The 19,104-nt window shown below is 64.9% G+C and carries 12 protein-coding genes; 6 read left to right on the top strand and 6 right to left on the bottom strand.

The annotated features are described in order from the left end of the window. Positions 1–31 precede the first annotated feature (31 nt). Entirely contained in the window at positions 32–5,008 is a 4,977-nt protein-coding gene (locus tag NOV65_RS11715; RefSeq protein WP_257306640.1) for a pilus assembly protein, read from the top strand. Positions 5,009–5,050: 42 nt separating this feature from the next. On the opposite strand, the gene priA is transcribed toward NOV65_RS11715, so the two are convergent. Further along, entirely contained in the window at positions 5,051–7,321 is a 2,271-nt protein-coding gene (gene priA / locus NOV65_RS11710) for a replication restart helicase PriA (RefSeq protein WP_257306639.1), read from the bottom strand. Continuing rightward, on the bottom strand, positions 7,318–8,547 hold the full coding sequence (locus NOV65_RS11705) for a hypothetical protein (protein ID WP_257306638.1): 1,230 nt from the start codon (positions 8,545–8,547) through the stop codon (positions 7,318–7,320). Before NOV65_RS11705 ends, priA begins: the two co-directional genes overlap by 4 nt. Before the next feature lie 14 nt (positions 8,548–8,561). Here NOV65_RS11705 and tsaD point away from each other — a divergent pair, with 14 nt between their 5' ends. Both tsaD and gatC read left to right on the top strand, forming a co-directional pair. Next, positions 8,562–9,605, top strand: coding sequence for a tRNA (adenosine(37)-N6)-threonylcarbamoyltransferase complex transferase subunit TsaD (gene tsaD / locus NOV65_RS11700; RefSeq protein ID WP_257306637.1), 1,044 nt, complete (start codon positions 8,562–8,564; stop codon positions 9,603–9,605). Between the two features lies 1 nt (position 9,606). Continuing rightward, positions 9,607–9,891, top strand: coding sequence for an Asp-tRNA(Asn)/Glu-tRNA(Gln) amidotransferase subunit GatC (gatC, locus tag NOV65_RS11695; protein WP_257306636.1), 285 nt, complete (start codon positions 9,607–9,609; stop codon positions 9,889–9,891). A 56-nt stretch (positions 9,892–9,947) separates the two neighbouring features. On the opposite strand, the gene NOV65_RS11690 is transcribed toward gatC, so the two are convergent. Together NOV65_RS11690 and NOV65_RS11685 are read right to left on the bottom strand one after the other, a co-directional pair. Further along, positions 9,948–12,767, bottom strand: coding sequence for a TonB-dependent receptor (locus NOV65_RS11690; RefSeq protein WP_257306635.1), 2,820 nt, complete (start codon positions 12,765–12,767; stop codon positions 9,948–9,950). 222 nt (positions 12,768–12,989) lie between these two features. After that, positions 12,990–13,535 (bottom strand): hypothetical protein, encoded by a 546-nt coding sequence (locus NOV65_RS11685; protein ID WP_257306634.1) that lies wholly within the window; start codon positions 13,533–13,535, stop codon positions 12,990–12,992. Positions 13,536–13,877: 342 nt separating this feature from the next. On the opposite strand from NOV65_RS11685, the gene NOV65_RS11680 reads away from it, so the two are divergent. Further along, positions 13,878–14,999: an anhydro-N-acetylmuramic acid kinase gene (locus NOV65_RS11680; protein ID WP_257306633.1), complete on the top strand. Its 1,122-nt coding sequence runs from the start codon at positions 13,878–13,880 to the stop codon at positions 14,997–14,999. Beyond that, entirely contained in the window at positions 14,996–16,948 is a 1,953-nt protein-coding gene (locus NOV65_RS11675) for a transglutaminase TgpA family protein (RefSeq protein WP_257306632.1), read from the top strand. The genes NOV65_RS11680 and NOV65_RS11675 overlap by 4 nt, the downstream gene beginning before the upstream one ends. Here the strand turns inward: NOV65_RS11675 and NOV65_RS11670 are convergent. Continuing rightward, positions 16,935–17,708, bottom strand: coding sequence for a slipin family protein (locus NOV65_RS11670; RefSeq protein ID WP_257306631.1), 774 nt, complete (start codon positions 17,706–17,708; stop codon positions 16,935–16,937). The two genes, NOV65_RS11675 and NOV65_RS11670, sit on opposite strands and share 14 nt — an antisense overlap. A 107-nt stretch (positions 17,709–17,815) precedes the next feature. Between NOV65_RS11670 and NOV65_RS11665 the strand changes: the two genes are divergently transcribed. Further along, entirely contained in the window at positions 17,816–18,415 is a 600-nt protein-coding gene (locus NOV65_RS11665) for a hypothetical protein (protein WP_257306630.1), read from the top strand. Between the two features lies 1 nt (position 18,416). Here the strand turns inward: NOV65_RS11665 and NOV65_RS11660 are convergent, their stop codons facing one another. Then, positions 18,417–19,040, bottom strand: coding sequence for an MBL fold metallo-hydrolase (locus tag NOV65_RS11660; protein ID WP_257306629.1), 624 nt, complete (start codon positions 19,038–19,040; stop codon positions 18,417–18,419). Positions 19,041–19,104: the final 64 nt, after the last annotated feature.

The following is a 19,104-nucleotide window of genomic DNA, read 5'->3' as shown; positions in this document are numbered from 1 at the left end:
CAGTCACGCAGCCCGCCAGACGGAGCCCTTCATGCGCCTTTCCAAGCTGCTCTCCCCCTTCCTCCTGCTGGCCTTCCTGCCCCTCACCGCGCAGGTTGAGCGCAACCTCAGGACTGTCACGGATCTGAGCGACGCCTACCAGCAGATCCCCTCGAAGTCCGAGGTAGCTGCCATCTACGATTTCACTCCCGTCTCCCGAGCGGTGTTCGAGCCCTACAAGTACCTTACTTATCAAGCAAGGACAGCTTGGATCGGCACTGCCCCCAGCGGCCAGATCCCCTCGGGGACCGACACGAAGATCCAGGCAGTGTTCAATCCCTTCACGGCCGGGGTGGCTGTCGCCGGAAACGGGAACAATCCCGGCAAGTCCTACGCGGCCGGCATTGTGTTCGGGCTTCGGATCCCCACGGTAGGCGGTCCTCAGGTGCGGATGTACTGGTGGCCCCAGGGCAACAGCAAGTCCCCGGCCACCGCCATCCAGGATCCCTCGACGTCATCAGACATCGTCGGCATCCCCCTCTACGCCGATCCCGCCGGCAACGTCACGCCCATCATCACTCCTGGATTGACCCTAGCCCAGGTCATCGCCGTGACCACCCATGTCCGGTTCACGATCACCGGCAGCCACGGTGCCCGCACCGTCGATCTGCCCTGCCCCTGGAAAATCTGGGACAGCCCGACAGCCGCGGCTCTCGCCGCGAAGAGCCTTGCCTATGATTCCGGATTCAGCCCCCAGACCAATGCCTTCACATCCTCCTCCGGATCGGCCCCCTTCGATCCCTGGTCCCAGAACCTCAACACGGCCTCGACCACCAGCGGCCCATTCGCCATCAATGTTTCCGGCACCACCTCCATCCTCGGTCCAGACACGACCTACCCAAACAGTGATACCGCCCTGCTCTCCACCAATTGGGTGAGCGGGATCATCAACGCCGCCAAGAACATCAACGACTTCCGGATCGGCCAGTTCTACTACACCCCCGACTTCCTGACCTGGGTTTTCGGCGGCACTCAGGTTCGCTATGTCGACCCCACCAACGGCCAGACGAGTTGGGTCGACGCGGGCAGCACCTTGCTGAACACGACGGCCTACCACTCGACCACCTATAAGAACGGCTACGCTGTCCCCGACACCTTCAACGACGGCATCGCGGGGTGGGCCAACGGTCTTCCCAACATGACCCGGTACCAGGCCATCAAATACGCCTCCATCAATGTGATGTTGTCGAAGATGGGCACGCTCCAGTTTGCCTACCGCTTCCTGGATCCCACGTACCCCACGTCCAGCAATACCGCGGATACGGGCAACCATGAGGAGACCCAGACATCCTCCTTCTCCAGCTTCGGTGGCAGCACGACCGCGAACTACACAAGCCAGGGCATGCGGACATTGCGCATGATGAGCCTCGCCAATCTCCTGGCCCAGACCGAACCCCTGCAAGCTTGGGGCCCGCGCTCATGGGACTGGGATCTGTCCAATTACACCAACTTCGCCACCTACGATGTAGGTTCGCCTGACCCCTTCACACCTGAGGCCCTGAACTACGCCTTGGCCAACACCTACCGGCAGATTGCCGACAATCAACCCGGCTACAAACGGGATGCCCAGAACTCTGGATGCGCCAACACCTATGTCATCGTCTTCCCTGGCCAAGGGTTCGACGACAGCTACTCTGCAGCCCTGAAGGGCGACGCGGCGAACATCCCGGGCAACGGCAACAATGCCGCTGGCGGCAACGCCAACGGCGCCTATGGGACCGGGAACAATGCCGCCAGCCTCTCGCCCACGGATGCCAGTTTTTCTTCTCCGATCCTCTCCTCCATCGCAGCTTTCGGCACCGGGCCAAAGCGGGCCACGGCCTGGGGGGCGCCTTGGACTCTGAGCATCAATGGCAATACCCGCCGCATCCAGACCGTCGTCATCAGCGTGGGTGTTCCCGGGGCCTACCGGTTCAAGAACACCAATCCAGGTAGCCGGTCTCCCCATGAGCAACTCTTCCGGATCGCCCAGTGGGGCGATCCCGGCCGCCCCGCCTGGCAGCCTTCCAACGGGTCGAGCAAGCAACCCGACCTGCCCATCCAACTCTCCGGCTATGTCTCCGGAGCCGCCACCCAGTACACCAAGGTCTACTATTTCACCGGTTCTGATCCCACGAACCTTGAGAAAGCCTTCGACCAGGTGGCCCAGTACATCGTATCCGCCGGCGCGGCCCTGTCCGCTCCCGCCACCCCGGCCACGGGTGTGCGCGCTGCCAACGCCGCCTATTTCGGCATCTTCAAGACTTCGCTGGGTTCTGGAGCCTCCATCAACAAGACCCCGCTCTGGTCCGGCAATCTGTACGGGATGGGTGTTCTCCAGAGCACCCAGTTCATCGATCCCACCAATACCGGACTTGGCACCCACGATGTGCTGAGTTTCTATGGCTATGACAGCAAGGGCAACCCTGGGACGGATCCCGCTGACATCGCCACTGGCATCCCGAACTTCAATAACGCCCATCTTTGGGATTCCTACGACCTCTTCGGGAAATACCTTGCGGCGGACCTGACCGCCAACGCAGCTCCGACCCCGAACACCAGTGGGCAGTTGTTCCCCTCGGGAGCCATGCTCTGGACCCAACGGGCCATGTTCACCATGGTGGGCGGGAAGAAGGTGCGCTGGCCCAATGTCGAGAGTGCCGGCACCACGAAACCCACCGCGAGCGATCCCGACGGGGTCATCACTGCCCTCACCTCAACTGTGAAAGATGTGAATACCAATGATGGGACCTTGCTGAGCACGAACATCACGGCGGACCAGGCCTTGAATTTCATCGCGTGGGTTCGCGGCGCGCAAAATGCTGATGACCTCAAGGATCCGAACAACAGCACCAGCAACCGCCTGGACATCATGGGCGACATCGTGAACTCTGCCCCCTTGGCCGTGGAGTTGACCCTGAGCGATGTCGATTCCACCGGCGCCGTGAACACGGATCCAATCATCCCGAGCGAGGTCGACGCCGCCCCCTCAGCCGTCAAAATTCCAGGGAATCCCTTCACTGGGAGCGCCTACTCTGACCCCCATGCCCGCCTGATCATCGTGGGTACCAACGTTGGCCAGCTGGAGTGCTTCTTCGAATGGTCCGCCAGCAGCTATTCCGGCAAAAATGATGCCGCCAATAATCCCATCAACTTCGTGGACGCCAAGGCCATAGAGTTATGGTCCTTCATCCCGCCAGACTTCTGGCAGGCCCTCTACCGGCTCTACATGACCAGGAATACCCCCAGTAAAGACCCTTCGGAATACCCCAACCTGAACCACAGCTACATGGTCGATGGAGATCCCGCCCTCTATCACGTGGATCTACCTCCCTCTTCCGCCTTTGGCAATGCCCTGCCGGATGGACGCGTCTCCTTCGGTGAGAACGCAGTGGTGATCTTTGGGAACCGCAAGGGCGCTCGAAGCTACTATGGGCTCCAGATCTCGGATATCGGCAAATCCATCACACCGGCCACCTTCAAGGTCGCCTGGGTCCTCAACCCGCGGGATCCGCTGGGTGCCACCCAGGCACTCCCTCAAGTGGCGACGAAGTCCTTGACTGATGCCGCTCCTCTCATCTCCTCCATGGGCATGAGCACTTCCGTTCCAGCCATCGCCACGGTCAATTACCCCGGATCCACCGCCTCACCGATTTCCACCCCGCCAACGACTCAGGATGTGGTCTTCCTCGGCGGTGGGTACAGCAACCCTGAGATGGATGCCCGGTATGGCCAGAAGATGGGCCGCCTCGTCCTGGGGCTCGACCCCATTAACGGGTCAATCCTCCGAAGCTGGGACCTCCGAAGCCTCACGGGAGCCGTTTCCGAGGGTGTCACCCCGCTGAAGCTCTTTTCCGGTGCCCAGAGCCAGCGTCTCTACTTCGCCGACACACTTGGGGGCATCTGGTGCATCAATAACGACCAGAAGCCCACCGATTTCGTTTTGGCCGACGGTTACAGGATCGACACCTCCTACCTCGATGATTGGAATGCCGTGAGGCCCATCTACAAGGCCGGCGGAAACCAGGACAGTAGTGGGAAAAATCTGGTCATGCGCTTCACAACCCGGCCGGACGTTTTCAACCTCCAGGGCGGCTTCCCGTCCTCCTCCACAGATTCCACCAATCCCAATCCCAACCCCATGACTGTCATTGTGGCGATCGGCGCTGGCGATCGAAACAATCCCACGGACAAGGAGGAGACCTACAATATCGGGGGCACCTACACCAGTGGCAGTTGGGTTGGTGGTGTCACCACTCCCCAGTACCCGCCCAAACTGAACCGGTTCATGGTGCTTGCGGACCGGCAAGACAGCAAGAAGCTCAGTTATGACGGCAACAATAGCGCTGGCACGGGAACCGGCATCCCCGATTCCGATATGACCAGCATCCCGAATGATGGAACTGGGTGGGCCACCAACTACAGTGATGCGCGCGTGGTTCCTGGAAACCCGTCCTATGTGCTGAAGAACGACGACAAGCACAATGGCTATTACGTTGACCTCAGCACAGGCTCGCTCCCCAGCAACAATTGGAGCGGCGGCCTGTCCTTCGATAAAGTTCTGGTCAGTCCCCTGATCAAGCAGGGACTCCTGTTCTTCTCGGTCTACGACATCTTCAATGCGAGCGGGTTCAATTGCTCCCCGAACTCCTTCACCCGTACCTTCCGCCAGTGCGACATCACCCGGCCGCTGGCATTGAACCTCCAGACCACGGATCTCACCGTGGTTGCGAACATCCAGGGCAGCGCATCCAAGAACGACTCGAATTGCTCCGGCCTCGCGTTCTACTTCAATTCTCTTTCGAGCCAGCTGGTGGATGCGGGTAACCGTGTGCTTCAAGGCGGCGCCCTCACCCAAGGACAGTCGACCCTCGGGTCGACCATCAACACCGAGACACAGGCTGGCCAGAACACTCCGAGCATCCAGAGTGTGAAAGATACCGATCTGACCAAGGGCATCCGTATCCGCGCTTGGCGCATCGTCCGCTAGTTCCAGCTTCCGCCAACCATGGGCCCCTTCGGGGGCCCTTTTTCATCCGAACTGGATGGGGTCCCGATCGAGGCTGATGGGGCCTGCGGGGGCGAGGGGATGCCGGGCGAGGACTTCGCCCAGCGCGCCCCGTGGACCCTTGAGCAGCAGGTGCATGCGCCAGCGATCGCGCACCCGCGGAACGGGCGCCTCCAGGGGGCCGAGCACACGCAGGCCCGGGACCGACAGGCGCTGCCGGAACCCATCCAGGGCCTCCCGCGCCTCTTGCAGGGTATCGGCCTCAGCTCGGTAGAGGGAGAGGGCCGTGAAGGGCGGGTAGCCCAGACCTTCGCGGAAGGGCAGCTCCGAGGCCGCGAAGCCTTCGAAATCCTGGGCCAGGGCGAAGGTGATGGCCGGGTGTTCCGGCGAGTAGGTCTGGAGGATCACGCGGCCCGACAGTTCGCCCCGGCCAGCCCGCCCTGCCACCTGGGTGAGCAGCTGGAAGGTGCGTTCCGAGGCCCGGAAGTCGGCCACCTTCAACCCCTGGTCCGCGTTGAGCACGCCCACCAGGGTGAGCTTCGGGAAGGTGTGCCCCTTGGCGAGCATCTGGGTGCCGACGAGGATGTCCACCTCCCCGGCCTCGGCGGCCAGCAGCCCAGCCTCGAAGGAGCCACGGCGCCGTGTGGTGTCCCGGTCCAGGCGCAGGATGCGGGCGCTGGGAAAGAGCTGGTTCAGGTGCTCCTCCACCTGTTCGGTGCCTTCGCCTACGCCGCGCAGGTGGTCGGCCCCGCAGTCGGGGCAGGCCTCCGGCGGCACGGTCTCGTGGCCGCAAAGGTGGCAGCGCAGGCGAAAGTCGCCCCGGTGGTAGGTGAGTGAGATGGCACAGTGTGGGCAGCCCAGCGTCTTGCCACAGGCCCGGCACATCCAGAAATTCTCGTAGCCCCGGCGGTTCAGCAGCAGGAGCGCCTGCTCGCCCTTCGCCAGGACGTCTGACAGGGCCTGCATTAGCATTGGCGTGAGGATCACCTTCCGTCGCAGCTGCCGGTAGGCGTCGCGCAGATCCACGATCTCCACCGTCGGCAGGGTGATGCCAGCGGGTCGCTGCTTCAGCTGGAGCAGGCGGTAGCGTCCGGTCTGCGCGGCCTGCCAGCTTTCGAGGCTGGGCGTGGCGCTGCCCAGAATGATGGGGCAGCCCTCGAGCTGGGCCCGCTTGATGGCCAGATCCCGGGCGTGGATGCGGGGGTGCTCCTCCGACTTGTACGAGCCCTCGTGCTCCTCGTCCACAATGATGAGGCCGATGTCGCGCAGAGGCGCCAACACGGCGTTCCGCACGCCCACGAAGAGGTCGGCACCGTTGAAGAGCAGGCGCACCACATCGCCGTGCTTCTCACCAGCGTTCAGGCCCGCGTGACCCACGGCGATGCGGCCCGGGAAGCGGGCCTCCAGACGATCGAGCAACCGGGCCGTGAGTCCTATCTCCGGCACCAGCCAGAGCACGCGGCGACCTGTCGCCAGCACCCGCTCGGCCAGCTCAAGGTACACCTCTGTTTTCCCTGACCCCGTGACGCCCTGGAGCAGGTGGACGCCGAAGGCCCCGAGTGTCACCGCCTCCAGGGCCGTCCGCTGCTCCTCGTTCAGGACTACCGTGCGGTCCACACCCGCCTCGCGCCGCTGGCCCAGCAGATCCACCCGCTTCATCCGTTCGATGAGCCCCCGCTTTTCCAGGGTGCCCAGTACGGAGGCGCCAACCGCTGCGGCTTCCAGCAGCTCCGGCTCCATCAGGGCCCCGCCCGCATCCTCCAACGCGAGCAGCACCTTGGCCTGGGATGGTGTCACCCGTGGCGGATGTGGCGCGCCGGTGAGGCGGACCTCCGTGAACCCAGCCCCGCGCAAGGCAGCCCTGTGCAGCAGGGTAGGCAGGATGGCCGGGTCGCGGTGCCAGGCCTCGCCCAGCTCGACGAGCACCTCCCAGGCACCCCGGTCGCGGTGGAAGGAGAGCCGCTGGCCATCCTCATCCGCCTCCCAGTGGGGCAACATGGCCTGGGGCAGGCTGAGGGGCAGCAGGTGCGCCTCCAGACAGCCGTAGTAGCGCGCGGCGAAGGCTTGCAGCTCCCGTAGCTTCGGCGGCAACAGCGGGAAGGGATCGATGACCGCATCCACGGGCCGCAGCTTCGCCGCCGGCGGCGCGGGGTCAGGCCCCATGACCAACCCCACCGCCAGGCTGTTCCGCACCCGCACCCGCACCCGCACCCCTGCCGGCAGGCCCTCGGGGGCCAGGTAGGTGAGGGGCGGTAGCGGACGGTTCAGCTGGATGCGGGTGGGGACGAGGCTCATCGGCCCTTCACGGCGAGGGCGCCCCAGCGGGCGGCAAGATCCGGGCGCTTCAGACGCATGCCCAGGTCCTGGGCCTTGGCGGGCAGGCCCGGCCAACCGGCCACCTCGGCCGCCTCGTTCAGAACCTGGTCGGCGGCCCCGACATCTCCCTGGGCGACCTGCGCCTCAAGCAAAGGTCCGAGGATCCAGTCCCAGAGCAGGGCGTTGTTCCCGTATTCCAGCCGTCCATCCAGCACGGCATCCCTCTGGCCGGCCCACCGGGGCTCCAGGACTTCACGGATGGCTCCCCAGTCGCCGCGGAACTTCGCATCCTTCACGTACTCTGCGAGGACACCCTCAGGCGGCCAAGCGCCAGGTCCCGTTCCGGGTAGCGGGTGGAGTGAGGCCAGTAGGGGCTGGAGAGGCCACCCGCCGCACTTCTGGGAAGCCATGATCCAGAGGTCCCAGGCCTCGAAAATCTCGGGCCGTCCGCGCAACACTGCCTCCATGGCACCCTTATGCCGTGTCAACACCGCCACCATGACCGGGGAGTGTTCCGCCGCGGATCGGCGTACCCGCTGGATGAACATCATCCCCTGGAATCCGACAAGCATTCCTTCGACATCCCAGAGAATTGCATCCAGCTGCTGGGCGGCCTGGGCCCAGATCTTCAGGTCCGGCTCAGGGTCCAGCTGCTTCACGGCGGCGGAACCCTGGGGCGTGGCTGGCTGGGTCGCCGGAGGGCCCAGGACCTTCCGGGTCCGCCGACTCGCCACGAGGAGATGCTCGTCGCACAGAGCCATCCGGGCATCCAGCCGATCCGGATTCTGCCGGAGGAAGGCCTCCAGTTCCTGGGCACGGGACAAGGTTCCCGCCTGGTCCACCGCCCGGCCCAGGGCGGCCGGGGCTGGAGTTTCGGCCCCTTCCGCCCGCACCCGGCCCTGGGCGTCCACCAGGGCCCAATGCGCCCCCTTCGGCCATCCGAAACGTTCCCGGAGCACGGGCGCAAGCGCATCCGGCTTCTTGCCCCCCGCCACCACCTTCAGCGGGAGGTTCAGGAGCACCATTGGCTCCTCGTCCAGAGCGGACCGCGTGGCCGCGCCCCAGGCTGCGCCCTCGTCCTCCAGCACCAGCCAAGTGCCGAACCGGTTGCGCTTCAGCTCACGGTTGAAGGCATCGGCGGGGGAGGCTGGTGGGCGCTGGGCCATCAGGACGGCCGGCAGCAGCAACAGCATCAGACTGCGCATGAGGTAGGCTCCTGGTGCCAAGTTACACTATCCGGATGCTGATCCTCGGCCTGGAATCCTCCTGCGACGACTGCTCCGCCGCGGTGGTGGAGGAGACGACCTCAGGCCCCGTGCTGCGCTCCCTGGTGCGGGAAAGCCAGGATGCCATCCATGGCCCTTTCGGCGGTGTGGTCCCTGAACTGGCCGCGCGGGAGCACCTGCTGCAAGTCCGCTCGGTCATGGCCGGGGCCTTGGCGCAAGCCGGGATTGGGCTGAAGGACCTCGACCGCATCGCCGTCACTCGTGGCCCCGGTCTGGTGGGCAGCCTGCTGGCTACCTTCAGCGCCAGCAAAGCCGTAGCCTGGCGTGAGGGCCTGCCCTGGGTGGGCGTCCACCACCTGCTGGGACACCTCAACGCCGCCCGCTTCGCCAATCCGGACCTGCCCTTCCCGGCCCTCGTGCTGCTGGTGTCCGGGGGGCACACGCATCTCTACTTGGCGAAGGACTGGACCTCGCTGCAGCTCCTTCAGAAGACCCGCGACGATGCCGCGGGTGAAGCCTTCGACAAGACCGCCCGCATGCTGAACCTGGGCTATCCTGGCGGCCCGGTGGTGGATGCCTGCGCCCGGGTCGCGGCTCGCGCCGCGGAGCCCTTCACGCCGCCCAAATTCCGCGATGGCAAGGCCTCCTGGAGCTTCTCCGGCCTGAAGACAGCCGTGAAGCTGCGGGTGGAGCGGAATCCGCGCCTGGCCACGGCGGGATCCGAAGATCCTGAAGTACTGGGCCTCTGTCGCAGCCTGCAGGAAGCCATCTCCACCTGGCTCCTGAAACCCATCCCGGCGCTGGCGGAGCAACATGGGGCCCGCAGCCTGGTGATCAGCGGCGGGGTGGCCTGCAATTCCAGATTGCGGGCCGACGCGGCGACACTGGCGGCCCGCGAAGGACTCATCCTGGCCATCCCCGAACCCCGCCTCTGCACGGACAACGGCGCCATGATCGGCGCGGCCGGTGCTCTGCTGGCGCCGGACCCAGAACCCTGGATCCAGAATGCCGACGCAGACCTGAAACTCGGAGCTTGAGATGGATGTCACCCGCGAGGATGTACTGCGCTGCGCCGCCCTGGCCCACCTGAGCCTGAGGGAGGAGGAGATCGAACCCATGCGCGTCGCCATGACCCGCATGCTCACCCATGCAGCCAGCCTGGACGAACTGGACCTGGATAGCGTGGAGCCCATGCTGGCCGGCCTCGGGAAACCCCTGCCCCGGCGGGATGACGCACCGCGCGACACCTTCACCCAGGCGGAGGCTTTGGCCAACGCGCCTGAGCAGGACCGGGGGCACTTCGTCGTCCCCAAGGTGTTGTAGAGCGCGACGACAAAGCGGCCCCCTGAGGAGCCGCTTTGCCTATATCCGCGCGAGTTTCAGAAACTGTATCGAATGCCTAGGCGCACGGAGCGTGGCGCCTGGAAGTAGAAGCCCCCCTTATAGTTCGGATTGACAGGTCCGCCCTGGGTGAAGTCATACCTTTGGTCGACCACGGTCGTTGTCTGGGAATCCAGCAGGTTCGTGACCTCGAGAACAAAACGGAGGCGCTGCTTGTTGGTCAGCTTCAGGGCATAGGCCAAGTTCACATCCAGGCGGGTGGTGTCGGGGGTGCGCCCCTCGGTCCCCCGGGGCAGCAGGAACAGTTCATACCGGCCATACCCGCTGTGGTAGCCCAGCCGGCTTATGGGCGTGCCGCTCTGGTAGACCAGGTTGGCCCCCAAGGTCAGGCCGAAATCCCACTCGTAAGCCCCATTCGCCTTGAATTGGTGCTTTCGGTCTCCGCTCAGAAGTCCGTAGCTGTTCACGATGAACTCGGGAAGGTCGAAGGCGGCATTGATGTTGGGATCCAGCTGGCCCGTCCCGTCTGCTCCGCCGATCCCCTGGAAGGCACCTTCGTAGTTGCCCTTCAGTTCGCTCCAGAGGTAGCTGACCTGCCAGGTGTAGTGGTCCGACAAGCGGCGCTGGGCCGTGAACTCGAAACCCTTGTAGTCCCGGATGGCCTGGGGATAGGTAACACCCGCGGGAGAACTCTGACCGGGGTTCATGATGAAGTAATCACCCAGGGGGGAAGTCACGTCCAGACCGTCCTCAATGGCCCGCCCAAGGTAGCGGCGGATGAACTTGCCGCCAAAGATGTAGAGGTTGTCGAAGGTCGTCTCGGCCCCGATGAGAATCTCATCCGAGTAAGACCCCTTCAGGTTCTTATCCACCGGCTCGACATAGGACCCGACGATGGTCGAGACAACCGGTGGCGCCGTTGGATCGGCGGCCTGGGCCTGGGCAGTCAAGAAGGCCTCGGCAGTCGCGTTTGGCGCCATGCCAGTGCCGCTGTAGTTGTAGGTGGTTGGATTGCGTTCCACGCTGAAGGAGCGGATCACCAGATCCAGGGGAACCTGCTCGTAGTAGCGGGAGAAGCTGCCATAGACCTTGTCCTGGCCTTTGCCGCGGAAGTCGTAGATGAACCCCAGACGTGGGGCGTACTCGTTCTTCAAGGAGAAGGCGGTGACACCGAACTGATCCTTCACATCCGTGTTGTCCACACGGACACCCAGGTTGATGTTCAGCCGGGCAGTGGGGCTCCATTTATCCTGAAGGAAGAAAGACCTGCTCTCGTGCTTGGGCTTGGAAGCGAAGACGATGCTGGGCGCGTTGAAAACCGAGGTGGGATCCGGGTCATAGGGAAACCCAAGGGTCCCGGCAGCGTTGGTCCACCAGTAGTGGGAATAGATCTTCGAATCCGCATTACCCAACCCATCGTCGTTCAGGAGGGTGACCTGCTGCCCACCCGTGTAGCTGCGATGGATGTCAGCCTTGTCGCTCTGAAGATCGAAACCAGCCTTGAGTTCGTGGGAACCGAAGAAATCCAGGAACGCAGTGATGGAGCCTGTGATGTTGTTGCGGGTGAACTTCTTGTCATCCCAGCGCCCAAAACCGCCACTCTCGGATCCGCCCAGGGTATTGTCCACCAGCTTGATATCGTTGGCCCCGGCGCCTGGAAGGGTCGAGTTTGTCTCTTCGTGCTGGCTGTACTGCAGCTGCCCAAACCACTTGTCCCCTGAGATCTCATAACGAAGGCTGAAGTCGGTACCACCGATCTTCCTCTCACCATCCCAGGTGCCCTGGGTGCCCTTGGGTGCAACCACTGCGCCAGTGATCTTTTCGGGATCACCCACCACGGAAGCAATGAAACTCTGGCCCTCGGTAGGATGCCAAGTGAGTTTCAGGGCGAACAAATCACGGGTCGAATCGGTAGGCGCCTTCAGCCCATCAACGGTGGGATCTGCTGATCGAATCAGATTGGTCTGCTTGTTCGTCCGGCGGTCAAATGCGATGAAGTACCAGAGCCTGTCCTTGATGATGGGGCCACCGACATCAAAGCCCAATTCCGTTGTCTTGTTTTCCAGAAGAAGAGGCTGTGAGAGGTTGCCTTCATTCTGGTGCTTGTTCCCAGTCTTGAGAAATCCCCCTTCGGAGTAGGCAAACACATCCCCCGCGAAGTCGTTGCCACCGGACTTCGTGATCACGTTGATGATGCCGCCCAGCGCCTTGCCATATTCGGCTTCGTAGCCCCCGGTCTTCACCTGGAATTCCTGGATGAACTCCATGGGGATCTTCTTCCCCTGAGTTCCAAACTCCACGTTCGTGGCGTTCATGCCATCTACAACATAGTTGTTTTCGGCACCCGAGGCCCCGTAGATCTTCATTCCCTGATTGCCGTTGGGCATGCTGCCCTCGGTGGTGACGCCAGGTGCCAGCAGGGCGATGTTGGCGAAATCCCGGGACACATTCAGCTTTGAAATGGATTCGGCGGTGTAGTTCCCACCAGCGGTCGTGGCCTTCATGTCGACCACCGTGCTGGTGCCGAGTACTTCCACCTCGGCGGACGCCACGGACGCCATCTTCAGTTCGACCGTAGCCGTCTTGTCCAGGCCCACCTGAACTTGTGCCTTGGCCGTATTGAGACTCTCCTTCGTGACAGTCACCGTGACCACGCCGGGAGGCAGGAGGCCGATCCGGTACGAGCCTGAGGCATCGGTAAGTGTCGACCTTTCGCCCTGGACACCGGCCCCAGTCACGGCGACCCGGGCGCCTGGAACGGGGGTCCCCTTGGAATCCAGCACGCGGCCCTGGAGGGCCCCGGTGGTCTGGGCGGACAGGATGGCCCCAGAGGCGAGAAGCAGAGTCAGATAACGCATGCGATGGCAGGCCACAGCCGCTCCAGAAATGATTGGCCACCACGGGATGGCCAAGGTCAGAAGGAAAGTGGCTTCATAGTGGGCATTTGAATGTCCATATCAAGGAAAATATCCAATAGGCCTATTAGCGATACAAACGTCGCTATTCATAGACGTACGGCTATCTCGTTGATCTCAAGCAAGATCAATTGAGCTGATCACCTTGTTCTGGTGACGCTGAATCTACCAATCCCCGCCGGAATCACCCCAGTCGCTGGACCCGGAATTGGACTCTCCCCAATCGCTGGAGGAACCGTCTGAAGACCCGCCGCCCCAGCCGTCGCCGTTGTTCTGCCCGTCGTGATGATGGCCGCCACCACCCATCATGTTGCCGATCATCATGCCGGTCAGCAGCCCGCCCATGCCGCCACCGGGCTGACCGTAGCCGCCCTGCTGCATGGGGACCGAACCCTGCATCGGCGCGTCCAGGCCCAGGCGCCGCCGTGCGGAGGGCGGAAGCTCCTCGTCCTTGAGAGTCTGCACGCCCGCCAGGGCGCCGCAATAACCGCAAGTCCACTTCACGGCGCGCAGGCCATCCCAATCCTGGACCATCTTGTCGCCGGTGGCTCCGCAGGCGGGGCACTTGGGGTAGGGGCAGGGAAAGGTGTGCGGCTCCAGCGGGCCCGTCGGCAGGGCACGACGCGAGGCGCCGAGCTGCTCGGGGCGGTCCTTCTTCCCGCGCATGACGAAGAAAAGCACGATACCGGCGATGAGAATGATCCAGAACATGGGGAACCCCCTGGGAACTCCAAGGGTACCCCGAAACCGTTCAGGGCCTGTTTTCAAAGTGGGGTGTGGCCGCACAAGGGGCGCCGCCCAAGCGAGGCGAGGAAAGCGACGAAGGCGATAGCGGTACTATCGATGAGGAGCTTGACGCAGCATCGCACCGGGCGCCGCCCCTTGCCCTCCGGGACGTCGCCCAGCCGCAACCCTGGCTGCGTTGGCGACCTCGAACGATGTCCCGCATCGCCCTTCGGCCGTCGCCTAGCCATGGTCGCGGCTGGACGGCGTCGCGGCTCGCATCCATTTTGAAAACAGGCCCTAACCGCACTTGCTGGCATGATCAGCGTCATGCGTTCCCGCATCCCGCTCCCGGAGGACCGCCCCTGGCGTGTGCTGGGCCTCATGTCCGGCACCAGCGCCGATGGGGTGGACGTCGTGGCGGTAGAAGTGGATCCCGCCGCCTTCCCCGATGGGCTCCCTTTCCGCGCCCTGCTCGGCCACCGTGCCACGCCCTACCCTGAATCCATGAAGGCCGAGGTGCTCGCGGCCGCTTCGAACCGCCTGGATCCAGCCGGGCTGTGCATCCTCCAGCGGCGCCTGGGGGATCACCACGCCCGTGCCGCGGCGGATCTCTGCGCGAACCTCGGCCTGAAGCCCGACTTCGCATCTCTTCACGGCCAGACCGTCCAGCACCACCCTGCCGAGGGCGCCACCCTCCAGCTGGCGGACCCCTACGTGCTGGCCGAAGCTCTGGGCTGCCCGGTGGTATGGGATCTCCGCCGCCGCGACTTGGCTCTGGGCGGTCAAGGCGCCCCCCTGGTGCCCCTGCCCGAGCGCTGGCTGCGCGGAGCGGAACCTTGGCTGGCCCTGAACCTGGGGGGTATCGCGAACCTGGCCTACTGGGACGGCACTCGCCTTCGCGCCTGGGATACGGGCCCCGGCATGTCGCTCCTGGATCTGGCCGCCCACCGCTGGCTGGGCCTGGCCTTCGATCCCGGCGGTGCGGCAGCGACGGGAACCGTCCACGCGGATCTGCTGGAACGGTGGCTGCGGCATCCCTATTTTCTGCAGGAACCACCCAAATCCACGGGCCGGGAAGTGTTCGGCGAGGCCTGGCTTGAGGGACAGGCCCCGGCGCTGGAATCCATTCCCCTTCCGGACCGCCTGGCCACCTTGGCGGCCTTCAGCGCTGAAGCCGTGGCCCGGGAGACGGCCCGTCTCACCCCCCTGGCCGCGGAGACCCGCGGGCTGGTCAGCGGGGGCGGCGCGCTGCACGGGCGCCTGCGCGCCGAGCTCGGCGCCCGCCTGGCACTGCCTCTGGAGGACGATACGGTCTTTCCGTCTGGTGCGCGGGAGGCGGTGAGCTGGGCCCTGCTCGGCGCGGCCAGCGCCCTGGGCCTGCCGGGAAACCTCCCGGAGGTGACCGGCGCCGCACGACCCGCGGCGCTCGGGAGCTGGGTCTGGCCGTGAGGTGGGCGCGCTGGATCGACCACCTGCCGCTCTGGGTGGCCTTCGGAGCATCCGTCTCCACGGACATCTATGAGCCTGCGGAACTGGCCGTCATGGCCTTCCCACTGGTGGCTGCGGCCCTGGTGGAAGTGCTGCGCTGGGACCTTGGCCGGCATCACCGCTGGCTGGAGGTGGGTGCCCTGGTCTTCTTCCTGGCGGATCTGGCCCGGGGCCGCGGCATCTTCCCCGTGGCCATCCACACCCTCTTCCTGCTGGCGGGACTGAGGCTGATCCTGCCCCGGGAGCTGCCCCAGCGCCGCCAGCTGGTACTCATGGGCTTCCTGCTCTTCCTCACCACGGCCGTGAGCACCACGGATCTGGTATTCCTCCTCTGGGCCATGCTCTGGCTGGGTTCGGCGGCCGCAGCCCTGCTCCAGCAGAGTTGGGAGGCCTCCGCCAGCCTCCGCAGGGGGGTCCTTTCCCGTCCCCCGTTCGGGCGCATTCCCGCCTGGATGGGCGCGACGCTGGTGCTGGGGGTGGGTTTCTTCCTGATCCTGCCGCGCCTCAATGCCGGCCTTAGGCCCAGGGGCTTTCTGGGAACCGCCGCCATGGCGGCCCGAGCGGGGTTCGGCGATCAGATGGACCTCGCCGGGGGCGGCCCCATCGAACCCAACCCCGAGGTCGTCCTGCGCATCGCCCCACCTCCTGACAGGGGTCCAACCCCGTTGACCGGACTGGACCTGCTGCGCGGAGTGGCCCTGGAGACTGTCCAGGAGATGCGCTGGACCACCTCCGAGCTGACGCCAACCGCCTTCCGGGATCCCCGCAGCAGGACCGGGGCCCAACGGGCGGAATTCCTGTTCTCCCCAAGTGCCCAGGGCATTCTGACCTTGCCCTATGGGACTTCCAGTCTGGCGCCCGACCTGGCCCTTCGCCGCGGCAGCGGAGGCAGCATCCGCTGGCGCTTCCCCCGGACTCGCCCTGTTCCGCTGGAAGTGACGTGGAACGATGGAGGGCCTGATCCTTCCGAGCCCTCACTGTCCCCCCGCAGGCTCGAAACATTGACCGAGTTGGGACCCGAGCACGAGGCAGCCCGGCGCTGGAGCCTTCGCTTCGCGCCGGACCTGCTGCCCACGCCCGAGCTGGCCCGTGTGCTGGAACGGTCCTTGCATCGCTTCCGCTACACCTTGGACAACCCGTCCGGCCGGGCGGCAAATCCCCTGGAGGATTTCCTGGATCGCACCCAGGCCGGCCACTGCGAGTACTTTGCCTCGGCCATGGCCCTGATGCTCCGGGCCCGGGGCGTGCCGGCCCGGGTGGTGAACGGTTTCCGCCTGGGCCCCTGGATCCCCGAGGGCGGCTACTTTCGCGTGAGCCAGGACCAGGCTCACAGCTGGGTGGAGTACTGGGACCAGGGCCACTGGCATGTGGCGGACCCCACCCCTGCCGCCGCCGGCCAGGATGCGCAGGGAGGTCCCCTCGGCCTCGGCGTCCTTTCACGCTGGCTGGACACCCTGCGCTATCACTGGGATCGCCACGTGGTGCGGTTCTCGGACCAGGATCAGGTGGCCGGGCTTTCCTGGATCCAGGCCCGGATCCAGGGCTGGGAGTGGCGCTGGAAGGCGCCGCCGCCCGGTCTGTCCTGGGGCCTCGCCCTGTTGGCCTCGGTCTGGATCGCCTGGCGCACCAGGAAGCTCTGGCGACCCGTGCCGCCGGGTCCCGGGAGCATCCGCGCCCTGCGCCCCCTCCTGGCCCGGACGCACCGCGTGGCGGCCCCGCTGGCCGGCGAGACGGCCCGGGCCTGGCTGCTGCGGCTGGGAACCCTGAGGCCCGAGCGGGCGGGGGACCTGCTGAGGCTCGCGGAGGCCGTGGATGCCGAAGCCTATGGGGCCCGGAACAGCGCGGCCTCCACCCTGGCGAAGGCGGAGGCCGCTGTGTGGCGAAAGTGGGTACCGCCTACTTCTCCATGAACTTCTCGAAGGCCTTCATGATCTCCATGGGCAGCGGGAAGACGATGGTGCTGTTCTTCTCCACGGCGATCTCGGTGAGGGTCTGCAGGTAGCGCATCTGGATGGCTGTGGGGTTCTGGCTGATCTTGTTGGCGGCTTCCAGCAGCTGCTGGCTGGCCATGAGCTCGCCCTCGGCGGCGATGATCTTGGCCCGCTTCTCGCGCTCGGCCTCGGCCTGCTTGCCCATGGCGCGCTGGATCTGCTCGGGCAGGTCCACGCTCTTCAACTCGACGCTGCTCACTTCCACGCCCCAGGGTTCCGTGGAGCGGTCGATGATCTCCCGCAGGCGGGCGCTGAGCTTTTCGCGGTCGGCCAGCAGTTCATCCAGACTCACCTCGCCCAGGATGGAGCGCAGGGTGGTCTGCGCGATCTGACTGGTGGCGTAGTAGTAGTTCTCGACGCCGATGATGGCCTGCTTGGGATCCAGCACCCGCGAGTAGACGACGGCGCTCACCTTCAGGCTCACGTTGTCGCGGGTGATCACATCCTGGCTGGGGACTTCCAGCACCGTGGTGCGCAGGCTCACGGTGATGGCCGTCTGGAAAGGCCGCCACACGAAGCAGAGGCCCGGGCCCTTGGGCTTCTCCTCCACCTTGCCGAGCGTGAAGACCACCAGCCGCTCGTACTCGTTCACGACCTTGAGGCAGGCGAGGAAGTAGATGATCAGGATGATCGCGATCGGGCCGAAGCAGCCGAACGATGAGGTGAGCAGATCGGGCATTGGGGACCTCCGGGGGGATCACCCATCATGCCAGCAGAGCCCCGGGTAACCATCGAAAAGCAACCTTCACCTCTGCTATCCTTACGCCGCTTGCTTTCGGAGGAACCATGCGAACCCTCGCCCTGCCCCTGCTCCTTCTGGCTGGCTCCAGCCTCCTGGCCCAGTCCCCCACGCTCAATGGCGGGCTGCAGGCCGGCTTCAACTTTCCCGTCGGTGATTTCGCCGACAAGAAGGAGGCCGGCTACTACGTCGGGGCCAACGGAGGCCTCGGCCTGCACTTCGGGGGCCACCTGGATTTCAATTTCACCTCGAACCACCAGCTGCGGCTGATCCTCAATGTGAACGGCTTCGCGAGCAAAGAGCAGACCATCCTCGGCAACACCCAGCAGAACACGTTCAGCGTGGCCCAGTTTGGGGGCGACTATGTGTTCAACCTGGAATCCCCCTCTCGTGGCGGATATTTCCTCGTTGGGCTGAACGTCAACAAGGTCAAGGCCACCTACGAACTCGCAGGCTACCCCGATGTGGAGGCCAACCAGTCCGGACGCATGGGCGTCCGCGTGGGCGGCGGCTACACCTTCAACCGCGTCTTCAGCCTCGAAGGCCACCTGAACAGTGTCTCGGTGGAGAAGACCGGAGCCGACGGCCTGGGCATGGATTCGCTCACCTGGTTGTCGGTGAGCGCCGTCTTCCGCTTCGGCCGCTGATCTATTTCCGCACGAACGGGTTGTGCTCCGCCTCCTCCCCGAGGGTGGTGGCGGGGCCATGCCCCGGGATGACCAGGGTGGCGCCATCCAGCACGTAGAGTTCTCGCCGGATGCTCTGCTCCAAGTGTTCCCAGCTCCCGCCCCAGAGGTCCGTGCGGCCTACGCCCCCGCGGAAGAGCGTATCCCCTGCCAACACCACCTGGCCTTTGGCGAAAGCCCCGTGGAAGCAGCACGAGCCCGGCGTGTGGCCCGGGGTATGCAGCGTCGAGAAGCCCAGGTGGCGGTCTCCGGCGTTCAAGGCGGTCATGTCGGGCTGGGGGATGGCGGTCATCCCGAACATTCCGGTCTGCTGCGGCAGGGCTTCGATGAGGAAGGTGTCGTCTCCGTGCAGATGGGCGGGGCACTGCCAGAGGTCCTGCAGTTCGCGGGTGGCGCCCACGTGGTCGAAGTGGGCGTGGGTGTGCAGCAGCGCCGTGACCTTGAAGCCCAGGACCTCCACGCGCTTCCGGATCTTCCCGCCATCCCCGCCCGGATCCACCACCACCCCCAAGCTGGTGGCCGGGTCCCACACCAACGAACAGTTGCAGCCCAGCGGGCCCACAGGGAAGGTCTCGAGGTTCAGCATCCCTCCATTGTCCCAAATCCCAGCCCCGCGGATAGCCGCCAGCCGACCACCGACAGCTACACTG

The sequence above is a fragment of the Geothrix campi genome, assembly GCF_024609265.1.
Classification (GTDB): domain Bacteria; phylum Acidobacteriota; class Holophagae; order Holophagales; family Holophagaceae; genus Geothrix; species Geothrix campi.
The sequence above is the reverse complement of the archived record's forward strand: the minus strand, read 5'-3'. Positions and strand labels throughout refer to the sequence as shown.